General features: G+C 52.5%; 12 protein-coding genes and 1 tRNA gene. 1 reads left to right on the top strand and 12 read right to left on the bottom strand.

The features are described 5' to 3' along the window. Positions 1 to 3: 3 nt before the first annotated feature. Positions 4 to 1,779 carry an ATP-binding protein gene (locus tag ACQ4N8_RS19140; protein WP_430705950.1) on the bottom strand — a complete coding sequence of 592 codons (1,776 nt, stop codon included), beginning with the start codon at positions 1,777 to 1,779 and terminating at the stop codon, positions 4 to 6. Between the two features lie 490 nt (positions 1,780 to 2,269). Here ACQ4N8_RS19140 and tadA point away from each other — a divergent pair, with 490 nt between their 5' ends. Continuing rightward, positions 2,270 to 2,767, top strand: a complete 498-nt coding sequence (gene tadA / locus ACQ4N8_RS19135) for a tRNA adenosine(34) deaminase TadA (protein ID WP_430705949.1) — start codon at positions 2,270 to 2,272, stop codon at positions 2,765 to 2,767. Positions 2,768 to 2,845: 78 nt separating this feature from the next. On the opposite strand, the gene ACQ4N8_RS19130 is transcribed toward tadA, so the two are convergent. The 11 genes from ACQ4N8_RS19130 to ACQ4N8_RS19080 form a co-directional block, all read right to left on the bottom strand. After that, positions 2,846 to 3,919 carry a hypothetical protein gene (locus tag ACQ4N8_RS19130; RefSeq protein WP_430705948.1) on the bottom strand — a complete coding sequence of 358 codons (1,074 nt, stop codon included), beginning with the start codon at positions 3,917 to 3,919 and terminating at the stop codon, positions 2,846 to 2,848. Positions 3,920 to 4,022: 103 nt separating this feature from the next. Beyond that, on the bottom strand, positions 4,023 to 4,850 hold the full coding sequence (locus ACQ4N8_RS19125) for a YitT family protein (RefSeq protein ID WP_430705986.1): 828 nt from the start codon (positions 4,848 to 4,850) through the stop codon (positions 4,023 to 4,025). Between the two features lie 306 nt (positions 4,851 to 5,156). Next, positions 5,157 to 5,312, bottom strand: a complete 156-nt coding sequence (locus tag ACQ4N8_RS19120) for a small acid-soluble spore protein P (protein ID WP_430705947.1) — start codon at positions 5,310 to 5,312, stop codon at positions 5,157 to 5,159. 129 nt (positions 5,313 to 5,441) lie between these two features. After that, positions 5,442 to 5,530 (bottom strand) — tRNA-Ser (locus ACQ4N8_RS19115). Positions 5,531 to 5,592: 62 nt separating this feature from the next. Then, a complete protein-coding gene (gene serS, locus ACQ4N8_RS19110; RefSeq protein WP_430705946.1) occupies positions 5,593 to 6,879 on the bottom strand; it encodes a serine--tRNA ligase in 1,287 nt (428 codons plus the stop codon). A gap of 143 nt (positions 6,880 to 7,022) precedes the next feature. Next, a complete protein-coding gene (gene pdxT / locus ACQ4N8_RS19105; protein ID WP_430705945.1) occupies positions 7,023 to 7,601 on the bottom strand; it encodes a pyridoxal 5'-phosphate synthase glutaminase subunit PdxT in 579 nt (192 codons plus the stop codon). Between the two features lie 247 nt (positions 7,602 to 7,848). Then, positions 7,849 to 8,730, bottom strand: a complete 882-nt coding sequence (pdxS, locus tag ACQ4N8_RS19100) for a pyridoxal 5'-phosphate synthase subunit PdxS (RefSeq protein WP_430705944.1) — start codon at positions 8,728 to 8,730, stop codon at positions 7,849 to 7,851. A gap of 90 nt (positions 8,731 to 8,820) precedes the next feature. Continuing rightward, a complete protein-coding gene (locus tag ACQ4N8_RS19095) occupies positions 8,821 to 10,245 on the bottom strand; it encodes a D-alanyl-D-alanine carboxypeptidase family protein (protein ID WP_430705943.1) in 1,425 nt (474 codons plus the stop codon). 292 nt (positions 10,246 to 10,537) lie between these two features. Further along, entirely contained in the window at positions 10,538 to 11,995 is a 1,458-nt protein-coding gene (gene guaB / locus ACQ4N8_RS19090) for an IMP dehydrogenase (RefSeq protein WP_430705942.1), read from the bottom strand. Positions 11,996 to 12,467: 472 nt separating this feature from the next. Beyond that, positions 12,468 to 13,058: an ATP-dependent Clp endopeptidase proteolytic subunit ClpP gene (gene clpP, locus ACQ4N8_RS19085; protein ID WP_430705941.1), complete on the bottom strand. Its 591-nt coding sequence runs from the start codon at positions 13,056 to 13,058 to the stop codon at positions 12,468 to 12,470. An 18-nt stretch (positions 13,059 to 13,076) separates the two neighbouring features. After that, positions 13,077 to 13,904 carry an RNA polymerase sigma factor gene (locus ACQ4N8_RS19080; protein ID WP_430705940.1) on the bottom strand — a complete coding sequence of 276 codons (828 nt, stop codon included), beginning with the start codon at positions 13,902 to 13,904 and terminating at the stop codon, positions 13,077 to 13,079. Positions 13,905 to 14,203 lie beyond the last annotated feature (299 nt).

Below are 14,203 nucleotides of genomic sequence, written 5' to 3'. Positions count from 1 at the left end.
CCGTTAATTGGCGATATCCGCTTGCGCTTCATTTTCTTCCGTTTGCCTATGTACCCGCGGCAGCGTAATCGTAACGACCGTACCTTGTCCCAGCTCGCTTTCGATCACCAGCGTTCCCCGGTGTCCTTCAATGATCCGTTGGCTGATCATGAGGCCAAGCCCGGTCCCTTTCTCCTTATTCGTATAAAAGGGCTCACCCAGCTTCTGAAGCCGGTCCTTGGCGATCCCCTCGCCCTCATCGATGACCCTTACCACCGCTTGTCCGTCATCGGAATCCTCCAACTGCAAGAGGATCCTTCCCCCTTTCGGCATGGCTTCCATGGCGTTCTTCAGGACATTGATGAATACCTGTTTCAATTGGTTCTCTTCACAGTGTACCAGAATCGGACTCGGCGAGAAATGGATCTCGAATTCGAGATTATGTAAATGCGCCTCGCTGTCCAGCAGGGAGATGACATCTCCCAACGTAAAGCGGACGTCTTTGACTTGGAATTGAATAGCTTGCGGTTTGGCTAAAATGAGGAATTCGCTCACGATCAAATTAATCCGATCCAGCTCGGCTAACATGACATCGGTGTGCATCGTGTTGACCGTCTTGGTGCGCTGCTGCATTTGCAGGAAACCCCGCAGCGTCGTGAGCGGATTACGGATTTCATGCGCCACCCCGGCAGCCAGCTGCCCGACGGTCGTCAGTTTCTCGGAACGCCGCAGCAACTCCTCCATTTTATTGTGCTCCGTCATGTCCCGGGAAATGCTGATCAGCGCGGTGATTTTTCCCTCCTGATCAAAAATCGGCGAGACGCTGATGCTCACCTCGACCGGGCTTCCGTCTTTACGAAGGCGTACGGTTTCGGCCAAGACCGAGGCTGATTTGCCGATCACCTCCGCCTCCCGGCGCCAGGTCGTTCTTCCTTCCCGTTCGGAAGGCGGAATGAAATCCAGGCAGGAGCCGACGATTTCATCGCTGCGCCAGCCATATAAGCTTTCAAAAGCGGAGTTCACCTGCATCACCCGACCCTGAACGTCGGTAATGTGAATCGCGTCCGCCGTCTGGCTGATGATCGATTCCAGGTACTCCTTCACCGAGCGGTTTTCTTCGTTTTTCCCCTTCAACTCCGCCGTATATTTTCCCAAGTTGTCCGCCATGGCGTTGATTTTGTGGGCAAGCAGTCCAAGCTCGTCAGGACGCCCTACCTTAAGCCGGGTCTCGAAATGCCCGGCGGCGAGCTCCTTCACCTGGTCCAAAATATGGCGTACCGGCCGGACCAAGCCGCCGGCCAGCCAATAACTGGCGACGATCATGATCGTTAACAGGCCAAGCGACACCGTAATTTGGCCGACCATTTGCTTGTAGATGGCCGAGGCGATCGGTTCGTAGCTGGAGAGCACTCTAATTACGTAGGGCGGCTGCCCGTTGGAAGTGACCGGCACATAACACTCCAATACATGCTGGCCTTCAATGCTGGTATCGTACAACAGGCTGCTCTTTTGGCGAATCGACTCTTGTACGGCTTGCTTCACGATCACGTCATTCTTATATCGATACGTGCCGAACAGTAAATGCTCCTCGTCAAAATGCATCGGGTCAATCCCGGTGATCTCCAGGAGACTCTGGTTCGTCCCGAGCGACTTTTGGGAGATGCGGTCCGGGCTGGTCATTTCCAGTATAGCGTCAATCATGCCGCTGCTCATCCTGCCGCCTAGCGACAGCTTGACATATTCATAAACGGAACGACTTTGTTCGACAGCGCCGGCAATATGGTTGGCCGTCAACAGCATGTTGGCCTCGCTATCCCTACGCAAATTGTCTCTGGTCGAAAAATAGCTTAATACAATATTAAGAGATAGGATAATCATGGAAAAACAAGATATAATCAAGGCAAGCTTTGTTTTTATGGTCAATCGCGTATCCCACCTCTAGCCCAGTATTTGGATATATATGGGAATCTTTGAATTTATACTCCCATCATACCCGTTACGACAAGTTTTGCAAAGACGTTGAAATTCCCAGATCCTTTTCCTACAATAAGTAAAAATGCCTATATCCTTGGTGCTTATGGACGACTCAAAGGACTTGCTTATGTATTTACTTTTCCAACTACTTATCCACAAGTTGTTAACATACCAACAATGCCTTGGGATAATATGTGTATAATAATGGGGATAAATCTGTGGTTATGCACAAGGTTACCCACAACATGTTAACAACGAATACTTGTTCGTCGAACAACCCCTGTGGATTACACTTAAAAGGAGCTGATTTTTACACATGTCATTCACATCACCGCCGATCCCCGAACCTCCTACCCCCTCTTTCCCCCATGAATATTGGATGGAACAAGCCATACAGGAAGCACGCAAAGCGGAAGCTCTCGGCGAAGTACCTATCGGCGCGGTGGTCGTTTGGGGAGACGAAATCGTCGGCCGCGGCCACAACCTTAGAGAAAGCTCCCGCGACGGAACCGCCCATGCGGAGATGATCGCCATCCGCGAAGCGAGCGACCGCCTTGATGCTTGGAGACTGCTGCACTGCCGTCTTTACGTCACGCTGGAGCCTTGTCCCATGTGTGCGGGCGCGATCGTGCAATGCCGGGTCCCCCACGTGATCTACGGAGCTTCGGATCCCAAGGCCGGCTGTGCCGGCACGCTGATGAATCTGCTGCAGGAGCCGCGCTTTAACCACCGCACCGAGATTACATCGGGCGTGCTGCAGGAAGAGTGCGCTTCAATGCTGACCGCTTTTTTCCGGCGGCTGCGAAAAAAATAAGGCCTAATAAACATATAAACCTCCAGCATCATGTAAAAACATGGGACTGGAGGTCTATTTGTCGGAACGTATATTGGATTAATAACCGAAATTGCTCATTTCCTGCTGCAATTCATCCAGGGTCATGGTATCCGTAGGGATGCCGATCTCGAACGCCGGCTTCTCATTGATCTGGCTGAAGTGGCTGGTCATTTGCACAGCCAGCTTGACGTTCTCCTGCGTATCCGGGTCATTGATTTCGACGTTTGCGTTGATATCGTAATAGGCTGGATAATTGTTATCATCGATGGCCGTGTCGACGGTGAACTGGTGGATTTGCAGATGACTTTTGAGCTCATCCAGCGCCTTCCCCAGATCATCCTGGCTTCCCGATTGCAGATCCTTCTTCACTTGCTCAATATCTTCCGGCGCCAGTTGGAGCATCGAACGATACTCTTCCTTCCCGATGATGTCCAGCATCTTCGGCAACGCTTGATTGATCAGGATCGTTGCCGCATCCTTCACGTTATCGTTCGTTATCGCAAACTGAACCACCTGCTTCGCCTTAAAGCCTTCCGGCAGCGCAGCTTCCTTAGGATCCAGGTTCTTGAAATAGGTTTCCGAATTATATTCGGCGAACAAGGCCGCCATCAATTCCGCGCTGAGCTTTTGCGTCTTTTCCGAATCGAACATATCCGGATTAAACTCCCCGCCGCTCTGTTCCGCAAGTTCCTTCATATCGAGCACCAGGAATTTTCCCACCGCCGTTTCCGGCATCGGCAGGAACGGAATGCTCGGGATTTTGACGTACATCTTCTCCGGCGTCATGACGAACGGGATCGTCAGCGTCGTGGCCATATCGCCCGTCAGCTTGATTTCGAGCGTCGCTTCGGCTTGCATCGGATCCTTCTGATAAATTTGCCGGATGTTGATTTCGGCATTCTTCAGCATGGATAGCACCGCGCCGACTTCCGGCGACTCGGCTTCGCCCGCACTCACGGACAAATCCAAAATCTTGATTTGGTTTTGCAAAACATACGATTTCATTTCCAGCGCTTTCACCGCTGCGCCGCTCAATGCTTCCTTCGGTTCCTTCGTGCGGCTGCAGCCGGACAGTACCAGGACTACAGACAGCATGACAAGTAAAACGGACGACCAAATCCTCTTCGACATATAAACTCCTCTCTCTCCCCCACACTTCGTAAACAAAGCAAATATTGGCTAACCCCACCTATCATAAACCATTTGCCTGTGATTCGGAATACGTTTCTTGGAATTAATGGATTGCCTTTTTCTTGAAACGTCCGCCCTTCACATCATGGATATTTCCGACTGCCAAAAATGCATTTTCATCGTAATGATTTACGATTTCCTTCAGCTTTGCTTCCTCCAAACGGGTGATGACGCAAAAGATGACCTTTTTCGGATCCCCGGAAAAGCCGCCTTCCCCCGACAGATACGTTACGCCACGGCCCAGACGGCTTAAGATGGCATCGCCGATTTCATCGATCTGATCACTGATAATCCAAACGGATTTGGACTCGTTCAAGCCTTCCACGACGATATCGATCGTCTTGTAGGCGATAAAGTAAGCAAGCAACGAGAACAAAGCCCGTTCCCAACCGAACACGAAGCCTGCGCTCAACAATATGAAGAAGTTAAAAAACATAATGATCTCGCCCACGGAAAATGGCGTCTTGCGGGAAACCAGAATCGCTACAATTTCGGTGCCGTCCAGCGAGCCGCCAAAACGAATCACCATGCCGGTACCGAAACCGAGCAAGATGCCGCCAAATACAAATGCTAGCAGCGTATCGTGCACGAAGGCCTCAACCGGGTGCAGCAGCGCCGTGCCGACCGACATGACGGTAATGCCCAGCAGCGTAGAGACGGCAAACGTCTTGCCGATTTGCTTGTAGCCGATGATGAGAAAAGGAAGGTTGAAGAGAAAGAGGAATATCCCTAAGGGCAAGCTCGACAAATAAGAGGACATGACGGAAATACCGGTTATGCCGCCATCGGTAATTCGATTGGGGACCAGAAATAATTCCAGCGCAACGGAAACGATAATCGCGCCGATCACGATAAATACGGACCGGAACATGATATTCTTAAAAGGTCGCTGTTTATGTTGGCGAACCTGAGCCGTAGCAGGCGGTGTCGTCATGTTATTTGGATTAACCGCGTTCATAAGCATCACAATCCTTTCGGTATAGTATGTTTTCTCTCCCATCTCTCCGTTTCATAAAATAATCGTTTCCCGCTAAGAACACCCTATCTTTATTATGACATTTTCTCCGCTTGATGTCTTGCTCCAATTCAAAATTAAACGATATGAATAATCAGATTACGCGAATAAAAGAAGGCTGCTCATGGAATGAGCAGCCTTGGCCGGTTCGATCAACATCCATTATCCCTCTGGATTGTTGTGGCTAACATGGTTTTGGGTTTTCACCTTTTTGGAACCCGAAAGCGGCTCTTGTCCTCCCTTTCCTTCTTCCCGGCGACGGTCGCGATCCGGACCATTGCCCGCTCCCGATGTTTGGTAGGTTTGCGGTTTCGTCATAACGGATAAAGCCTCCCCTTGAATTTTTCACCATGGCTATGCCTGGTCTCAACAGGGTTAATGTGTGATGAAATCCGCTCCATTATGCACAAAAAGAGAGCATCCCTGCTCTCTTGGCTTGATTATGTATGGCGGAGAGGGTGGGATTCGAACCCACGTGGGCTTGCACCCTAACGGTTTTCAAGACCGCCCCGTTATGACCACTTCGGTACCTCTCCAAAGGTGAATCCGATTTGCGTAACAAATCAGATTCTACCACAAATGATCCCCTCCGCGCAAGCTATTTGCGCTTGGTAATCTTCTGCAGATTGCCCATGTACGGACGCAGCACTTCCGGAATTTCCACGCTGCCGTCCTCCTGCTGGTAATTCTCCAGGATGGCGGCAACCGTACGGCCTACGGCCAGGCCCGAACCGTTCAGCGTATGCACGAATTCCGGCTTCGCCTTCGGTTCCGGACGGAACCGGATATTCGCCCGGCGCGCCTGGAAATCCTCGACGTTGGAGCAGGAGGAAATCTCGCGGTAGACGCCGCTTTCCGGCAGCCATACTTCCAGGTCGTACGTTTTTGCCGCCGTAAAGCCCATATCGCCCGTGCACAAAGCCAGTACGCGGTACGGCAGGTTCAGCAGCTGCAGCACGCGTTCGGCGTTTGCCGTCATTTTCTCCAACTCGTCATAGGAAGTGTCCGGGTGGACGATTTTGATCATTTCCACTTTGTTGAATTGATGCTGACGGATGAGCCCGCGCGTATCGCGGCCCGCTGCGCCGGCTTCGGACCGGAAGCAGGAGCTGTAGGCCACGTAATGGCGAGGCAAATCCTCCGCATTCAAAATTTCATCGCGATGGTAGTTGGTCACCGGCACCTCGGCCGTCGGGATCAAGTAATAATCGCTGCTGCCGGACAGCTTGAAGAGGTCTTCCTCAAACTTCGGAAGCTGCCCCGTCCCGTACAAGCTGTCGCGATTGACGATATAAGGAGGCAGCATTTCCTCGTACCCGTGCTCGTTGCTGTGCAGATCCATCATGAAGTTGATCAGCGCACGCTCAAGACGGGCTCCCAGGCCTTTGTAGAACGTAAACCGCGATCCGGTCACTTTCGCCGCAGCTTCGAAATCGAGAATGCCCAGCTCGGCGGCTACATCCCAATGCGCCTTTGGAGCAAATGCGAACGTCCTCGGTTCGTTCCAGCGGCGAACCTCGACGTTCTCCTCCTCGGATGCGCCTACAGGCACGCTGTCATGAGGGATATTCGGGATCGATAGCATCAGCTCGTCGATCTTCGCCTCCAGTTCCCGGACTTCCTCGTCCAGTTCCTTGATGCGGTCCCCGACTTCGCGCATTTCCACGATCAGCTCGTCGGCGTTCTCCTTGTTTTTCTTGCGCTGCGCCACTTCGGCCGATACCGTATTGCGGCGGTTCTTCAGAGCTTCGCTCTCTTGAAGCAGCTCCCGGCGTTTCTCATCCAGCGGTGGAAAACCCGCGATCAGATCCAGCGATTTCCCCCGGTTCTTCAGCGCTTCTTCAACTCGTGCGTATTCGTTTCGCATTATTTTGACATCTAACATGAGTAGTCCCTCCTAGAATCATCCCTGCACAGACCTGCCGACCGTTAATCTAGGAGACGCATCGGACGGGAAGGCTGCTATGGAATATGGAAAACGCCGGAAAACAGAGAAAACCGTAGGCCTTAAAGGAGTTAAGGTCCTGCCTACGGCTGCCTGGTTTGTTTGATCATTTCTACGAAATACGTATGTAGCGAGTAATCATCGGTCAACTCCGGATGGAACGACGATACGAGCAAATGCCCCTGGCGAGCCGTGACGATTTCCTCCTTGTAGGTCGACAATACCTCTACCCCTTCGCCTACCGCCGTAATGAGCGGAGCACGGATAAAGACCGCCCGGAGCGGCGCCGTAAGTCCCTTCACGTCAAGATCGGTTTCAAAGCTCTCCCGCTGGCGTCCGAACGCATTGCGCGACACTTTGATGTCCATCAGTCCAAGGTGGGCTTCCTCGCCGCCTTCAATATCTTTGGCCATGACGATCAGGCCGGCGCAGGTGCCAAACAGCGGCTTCCCCTGCCGGGAAAAGGCTTGAATGGCTTCGATAAAACCGTATTTGCGCATCAGTTTGCCGATCGTCGTGCTTTCGCCGCCGGGAATAACCAGCCCGTCCAGATCTGCCAACTGCTCGGCATGTTTGACCGTAACCCCTTCGACCCCAGCTTTCTCCAAGCTTCGAATATGTTCTGCAACGGCGCCCTGCAGCGCCAATACTCCTACTCTCATGACAAACCTTCTTTCTCTCACAGCCTAAAAAGGTAGTTCAAAAAGTTATCTTTGGATCCCGAAGCAAAAACATGGTGCGGATCCGACATCGAATCTTGAATTCATCCGGGCCTTCTCGGTGCTGAAAACCCGACTTTTTGAACCTTTATTAAAACGGTAGTTCACGATGATGCACCCCGGCCGTCGCAAGGATCGGCCGGGGTGAAAGACCTGCTTATGAGGGTTACGGCAATCCGGCTACGGCCGATTACCAGCCGCGATCGGACATCCGTTCCGAAGCGGACAATTTGGAAATCTCGATGCCCTTCATCGGCGTGCCGAGGTTCTTGGATACTTCGGCGATCAATTTGTAATCCGTATAATGCGTGGTCGCTTCCACGATGGCCCGCGCGAATTTCTCCGGGCTATCCGATTTGAAAATCCCGGATCCCACGAATACCCCGTCCGCACCCAGATGCATCATTAGAGCCGCATCCGCCGGAGTCGCCACACCGCCCGCTGCGAAGTTAACGACCGGCAGCTTGCCGTTCTCGTGAACCTCCAGCAGCAAATCGTAGGCAACGCCCAGATTTTTCGCTTCGGCATACAGCTCATCCTTGGACATATTCTGCACTTTGCGGATTTGGCTGTTGATCAGGCGCATATGGCGTACCGCTTCCACGATGTTCCCGGTTCCCGGTTCGCCTTTCGTACGGATCATCGACGCGCCTTCCCCGATCCGGCGCAGCGCTTCGCCCAGGTCCTTCGCCCCGCACACGAACGGCACGGTGAAATCCCGTTTATCGATATGGAACACTTCATCCGCCGGGGTCAGGACTTCGCTTTCATCCAAATAGTCTACCCCCAGGGATTCCAGAACTTTCGCTTCTACATAATGACCGATCCGTGCTTTCGCCATAACCGGGATGGAGACTACCTTCATGACTTCTTCAACGATCGTCGGATCCGCCATGCGGGCTACGCCGCCGGCCGCCCGGATATCAGAAGGCACACGTTCCAGCGCCATAACGGCGGTTGCCCCTGCCGCTTCGGCGATTTTGGCTTGTTCCGCATTCATGACGTCCATGATGACGCCGCCTTTTTGCATCTCAGCCATACCTCTTTTTACACGCGATGTTCCTGTTTCCATGTCCAATCCTCCCGATAATAATCTAACTTGATATTTTACAATATTCAGTGCAAATACACAACCCGGTTACTCGGATTTGAATACGCCGCTTTAGAAAAGATTTTTGATTCCGTTGAACAGATCGCTGAAGAAATCGCCGACGGCCCGCATGAGCAGCTTAAACCAGCCGGCTTTCTCCGCATCCTCCGCCGTAATGAGGTTTACCGTCTGCTCCAGCGTTTGCTCCAAGCCAGGCACCTTGTAGGAATACGTTACGGTACCGACCTTCGTTCCTTGCTTCAGCGGCGCCGTCAGGCTGGCTGCTTCCGACAAGGTCACTTTGTCCTCTACCTTGCTCGTATCCGCGCCCTTTGGCACTACGAAGCTAATCCCCTGATCGGTGACGACGGGAACTTCCGTGTTTTTCGCTTTCTTCACCGTGACCGTTTCCGTACCGGCTACCGTCGTTTTTGCCGGTACGATTTGTTTCGTTTCGAAGTTGTTGAAGCCGAAATCGAGCACTTTGCGCGTTTCGACGAAACGGGAACCCTCCGTTTTCGCCCCCATGACCACGCTGATTAACCGCATCCCGTCACGAACGGCGGTCCCGGTAAAGCAGTTGCCGGCATTCGTCGTATGTCCTGTTTTAAGGCCGTCTAACCCGTTATAAGCATATTGCTTAAAGTTGGTGACATTTTTATTAGCCTCCAACATCCAGTTCCAGTTAATCATCGGATCGCTATCCCGTTCACGAAATTTATACGATTGAATCGTCGTAAATCGGGTAAAATCCGGGTGATCCGTCACAATATATTTAGCCAGTATCGCAGCATCCATCGCGGACATCACGGTTTCCTGATTTCCCGGTGTCCGGAATTCCTCCGGCATATCCGCAATATCAAGGCCTGTCGAGTTGGCGAAGTGTGCTGATTTCATTCCCATTCGCTTGGCTTCATCATTCATCATTTTCACAAAGGCTTGCTCCGAACCCGCAACATGCTCGGCCAAAGCAACCGTAGCATCATTTGCGGATCCCACCGCCATAGCGATGTACAACTCTTCAATAGTATGTTGGTCACCTTCGGCCAGAAAAATCCGCGAACCGATCGTTTTGGCTGCATTCTTCCCGACCGTCACGACGTCATTCCACTTGAATTTTCCTTGCTTCACGAGATCGGCAACAATATACTCCGTCATCATTTTGGTCATGCTTGCCGGAGGCAACGCCTCATCGCCATTTAAATTCAATAGGATTTGTCCTGATTCCGGCTCCAGCAAAATCGCGGATTTCACTTGCAAACCTAAGGAATCCACGGAAGGAATTGAGGTGGTCGCAGCTTGTACTGTCGCAGGTTTGGTAGACGTAGTAGATTCGGTCTGTTCACCCTCGGCCAGCGCCATGGTTGGAACCAGAGAGAAACAAAGCAGGTTCAGCAGCAATACGGAAGCTACGCTTATGCGCAGGAAACGCCGTTTCGATTGTGTCTTTTTACGTTTTGGTTGTTTGAGTTTCAATGCCCTTAAAGCTCCCCTCATATTCTTTCATTTGCTTTATCTATTCTATCACAGGGGTACCCGCAAAAAAAGACAAGCAGGGCGGAAATCGCCCTGCCAGTGGTGGAAAATTATGGTGAAGCCTATTTTACAATACGTGTTCAAAAAGTCAGTTTTCAGCACCGAGAAGGTTGGATGAAGCTTAGGGACTGAGTAGCGCAGCGTAGCTGGAGGCTACGTGAGCAACGGAAGGCCCGGCTGAATTCAAGATTCGATGCCGATTAAGCTCCATGATTCTACTTCGTGATCAAAAGATGACTTTTTGAACTACCTCTTAAAGCGAATAGTTTGGTGCTTCCTTGGTGATTTGCACATCATGTGGATGGCTCTCACGCAGGCCGGCACCCGTGATGCGGATGAATTGGGTATCGTTCCGCAACTCGTCGAGCGATTGGGTTCCGCAATAACCCATCCCGGAACGCAAACCGCCGATCAGTTGATGGATCGTGTCGGAAAGCGGCCCTTTAAAGGCTACGCGGCCCTCAATGCCTTCCGGTACCAGCTTCTTGTCGTCGTCCTGGAAATAACGGTCCTTGCTTCCTTGTTTCATGGCACCCATCGAACCCATGCCTCTGTAAACTTTATAGCGGCGGCCTTGGTAAATCTCCGAGTCGCCGGGGCTTTCTTCCGTGCCGGCAAACAAACTGCCCAACATCACGGCGTGCGCACCTGCCGCGATAGCCTTCGTAATTTCGCCGGAGTATTTGATACCGCCGTCGGCGATGATCGGAATGCCGTATTCGCGGGCAACCGTTGCGCAATCATAAACGGCCGTGACTTGCGGCACGCCGATCCCGGCGATAACGCGCGTCGTACAAATCGAACCCGGTCCGATCCCAACCTTCACCACGGATGCGCCGGCTTCGATCAGCGCTCTCGTCGCTTCGCCCGTCGCCACGTTGCCGGCGATGATCGTCAGGTCCGGATACCGTTTGCGGAGCTCGGCTACCGCTTCGATAATGTTGATATGATGGCCATGCGCCGAATCGACCGTGATCACGTCCACGCCGGCTTTCACGAGCGCGTCGGTGCGGTCAAACGTGTCTTTCGATATGCCGACGGCTGCGCCTACGAGCAAGCGTCCTTGCGCATCTTTGGCGGCATTCGGGAACTGAATGGCTTTCTCAATGTCCTTGATCGTAATAAGTCCTTTGAGCGTAATCTGGTCATCCACGAGCGGAAGCTTCTCGATCTTATGCTTCTGCAGGATCACTTCGGCCTCTTGCAGCGTCGTTCCGACCGGTGCGGTCACCAAATTCTCGCGGGTCATCACTTCGCTGATCTTGATGCTGTAGTCATGCACGAAGCGGAGGTCGCGGTTCGTCAAAATCCCGACCAGCTTATGCTCTTCATTCACGATCGGTACGCCGGAAATGCGGAATTTCCCCATCACGACCTCTGCGTCGGATACCAGATGATCCGGGGTCAGCGAAAAAGGATTGGTAATGACGCCGCTCTCGGAGCGTTTGACCCGGTCCACTTCCTCGGCCTGCTGTTCGATCGGCATATTCTTGTGGATAATCCCGATGCCGCCTTCCCGTGCGATCGCAATCGCCAATGCCGCTTCCGTGACCGTATCCATCCCGGCGCTGATCAGCGGAATGTTCAGCTTCACTGTGGAGCTGAGTCTGGTGGACACGTCCACCTCTTTGGGCAATACCTCCGATTTGCGCGGAACCAGAAGCACATCGTCAAACGTTAAGCCTTCCTTGTTAAATTTACTTTCCCACACCGTGAATGATCCTCCTTATGAAATGATGATTGATGGGCTATTCCCTGTGAATGCCGGGTAAGAAAAAACGTCTGCGACGTACTCTCACGAAAAGCAAGACCGCTTGACGCGGTTCATGTTCTTGCGATATAAGGAGGCAACGCCTTTGGAAATGCTTGCTGGGCGTTACCTCGAAGCGGGTAGACGACTTTTGCAATAACCCTTATATATCAAGACCGGAAAGCCACTTACGAAAATATATTATGCCCATCTTAGCAAAGGCCCCATGGGCTGTCAAGGACAACCGGAGGCAAAAAAATGAGCGGCTTCCCAGGAGATACGATTGTCTTTTCAAGGCGTACACATCCGCAATTTGAACGAATTCCTGTTGGTATTTCTGCCCCATTGCCCCATTTTCGATTCCGCAAAAAGAAAAAGGACGGAGGCCGCATTCGGCTTCTTCCGTCCTTGTGTAAATGTGCAATCGCTTCGGTCAACGTTTATCGTTGTAAATGACCCGGTCGATAATCCCATAAGCAAGCGCTTCTTCCGCGGTCATAAAATAATCCCGGTCCATATCCTTCTCGATCCGCTCAAGCGGCTGCCCGGTGCATTCCGCCGCAACCGCGTTGATCCGCTCCCGGATCTGCAAAATCCGCTTGGCGCTAATCGCGATGTCGCTGGCTTGCCCCTGTGCACCGCCATGCGGCTGGTGGATCATGATCTCGCTGTTGGGCAAGGCAAAGCGTTTTCCTTTCGCCCCGGCCAGCAGAAGGACTGCGGCAAACGACGCCGCCATCCCGGAGCAAATCGTCTGCACGTCCGGCTTCACGTACTGCATCGTATCGTAAATTGCAAACCCGGCTGAGGTCGAGCCTCCCGGACTGTTAATGTAGAAGTGAATATCCTTCTCCGGATCCTCTGCCGCTAAGAAGAGCATTTGGGCCGTAATGCTATTCGCTACCTGATCGTCGATGGCCGAACCGAGAAAGACGATGCGATCCTTCAACAGCCGCGAATAGATATCGTAAGACCGCTCTCCCCGGCCCGTTTGTTCGATGACGTAAGGAATGACGGAACTCATGGTTAACCCTCCTTTGTATCAGGCGGCATAGCTCATGGACATCATGCGGCTTTGTACCGGTTCGGAGGTAGTATGCGTTCCCTTACCTGGTTGAACATGAACGTGGCGATAAGACTGCAGCGTCAGCACCGGAACCACCTCATGAGGCCGGGCGTCATTAAGCAGCATGGCGAGAGCTGCAGCATCCTGTCGGCGGAAAGCCTCCAAATAGGCGTAGACGACGGACTCGTTCAAGCCATAAGTCCCTTCCGCACGGTTTGGACCGGCTTCTTCTGATTCCGGATCGTGCAGCCTTGAGCTTCCGTTGCCTTTGCGCTCGGCCGGTTGCTTCAGGAGATCCCGCAATTTGACGCGAGCCCGATGCAAGGCGGCTTTCACCGCCCCTTCCGTCGATTGGACCAACTCAGCGGCTTCCGCCGCCGTATACTGCATAATATCGATCAGCAGCAGCGCCGTGCGTTGGATCGGTGCCAATTGGCCGACCAGCGTCTCCATCGCCGTCCATAACAGAGCCGAATCGATATGCTGCTGCGGTAACTCATCGACGAGCGCGGGCTGTACCGGGAGCGTTTTTTTTCGTCCTCGGTCGATCCAGGCGTGGCGAGCGGTTTGGTACAAGTAAGTACGCGTCAAATGGAACTCCTGTCCCTTATTGCGCATAACCGACCAAATCTTGAGCCACGTGTCCTGTGCCAAATCATCGCCTTCCCAAGCCGAACCGGCCAAGGAGCGGCAATAGCTCCGCAAAGCACCCTCATGCGCTTGCACCCACTGCGCAAAGATCTCTTGCCCGCCCATCTCCGCCAACGTCCGCCCCGTTCCCGAACCCGTCGCCTTATTACGCATATCAAGCTCACCTCCTAACTCTGGTGTATCAAATCGCCTAGCCATAGCTCGCATTGAACCGCCTGGAGTAAGCATGATTTCTTACTCACCGGTATAAACGAGAAATTGGCCCGGATCGATACGCATCCAACCATTAAAATTTAATTTCTTTGTATTATATCAAATGAACGGTGTACTTACTTTGACTCCCATTGTTTATTCGAAAAACAAAAAGAGCACCGCCGAATAAACGGCAGTGCTCTTTCTTCTTTGCTTGGCGGCGTCCTACTCTCCCAGGACCCTTCGGTCCAAGTACCATC

Origin of the sequence: Paenibacillus macerans (genome assembly GCF_050565405.1) — a bacterium.
Classification (GTDB): domain Bacteria; phylum Bacillota; class Bacilli; order Paenibacillales; family Paenibacillaceae; genus Fontibacillus; species Fontibacillus macerans_B.
The sequence above is the reverse complement of the archived record's forward strand: the minus strand, read 5'-3'. Positions and strand labels throughout refer to the sequence as shown.

Bases quoted from the DNA above. Each gene is read 5' to 3' on its own strand.
- ACQ4N8_RS19140 (WP_430705950.1), bottom strand. From the start codon at position 1,779: ATGCTGTTGACGGCCAACCATATTGCCGGCGCTGTCGAACAAAGTCGT.
- tadA (WP_430705949.1), top strand. From the start codon at position 2,270: ATGTCATTCACATCACCGCCGATCCCCGAACCTCCTACCCCCTCTTTC.
- ACQ4N8_RS19130 (WP_430705948.1), bottom strand. From the start codon at position 3,919: ATGTCGAAGAGGATTTGGTCGTCCGTTTTACTTGTCATGCTGTCTGTA.
- ACQ4N8_RS19125 (WP_430705986.1), bottom strand. From the start codon at position 4,850: ATGTTCCGGTCCGTATTTATCGTGATCGGCGCGATTATCGTTTCCGTT.
- ACQ4N8_RS19120 (WP_430705947.1), bottom strand. From the start codon at position 5,312: ATGACGAAACCGCAAACCTACCAAACATCGGGAGCGGGCAATGGTCCG.
- serS (WP_430705946.1), bottom strand. From the start codon at position 6,879: ATGTTAGATGTCAAAATAATGCGAAACGAATACGCACGAGTTGAAGAA.
- pdxT (WP_430705945.1), bottom strand. From the start codon at position 7,601: ATGAGAGTAGGAGTATTGGCGCTGCAGGGCGCCGTTGCAGAACATATT.
- pdxS (WP_430705944.1), bottom strand. From the start codon at position 8,730: ATGGAAACAGGAACATCGCGTGTAAAAAGAGGTATGGCTGAGATGCAA.
- ACQ4N8_RS19095 (WP_430705943.1), bottom strand. From the start codon at position 10,245: ATGAGGGGAGCTTTAAGGGCATTGAAACTCAAACAACCAAAACGTAAA.
- clpP (WP_430705941.1), bottom strand. From the start codon at position 13,058: ATGAGTTCCGTCATTCCTTACGTCATCGAACAAACGGGCCGGGGAGAG.
- ACQ4N8_RS19080 (WP_430705940.1), bottom strand. From the start codon at position 13,904: ATGCGTAATAAGGCGACGGGTTCGGGAACGGGGCGGACGTTGGCGGAG.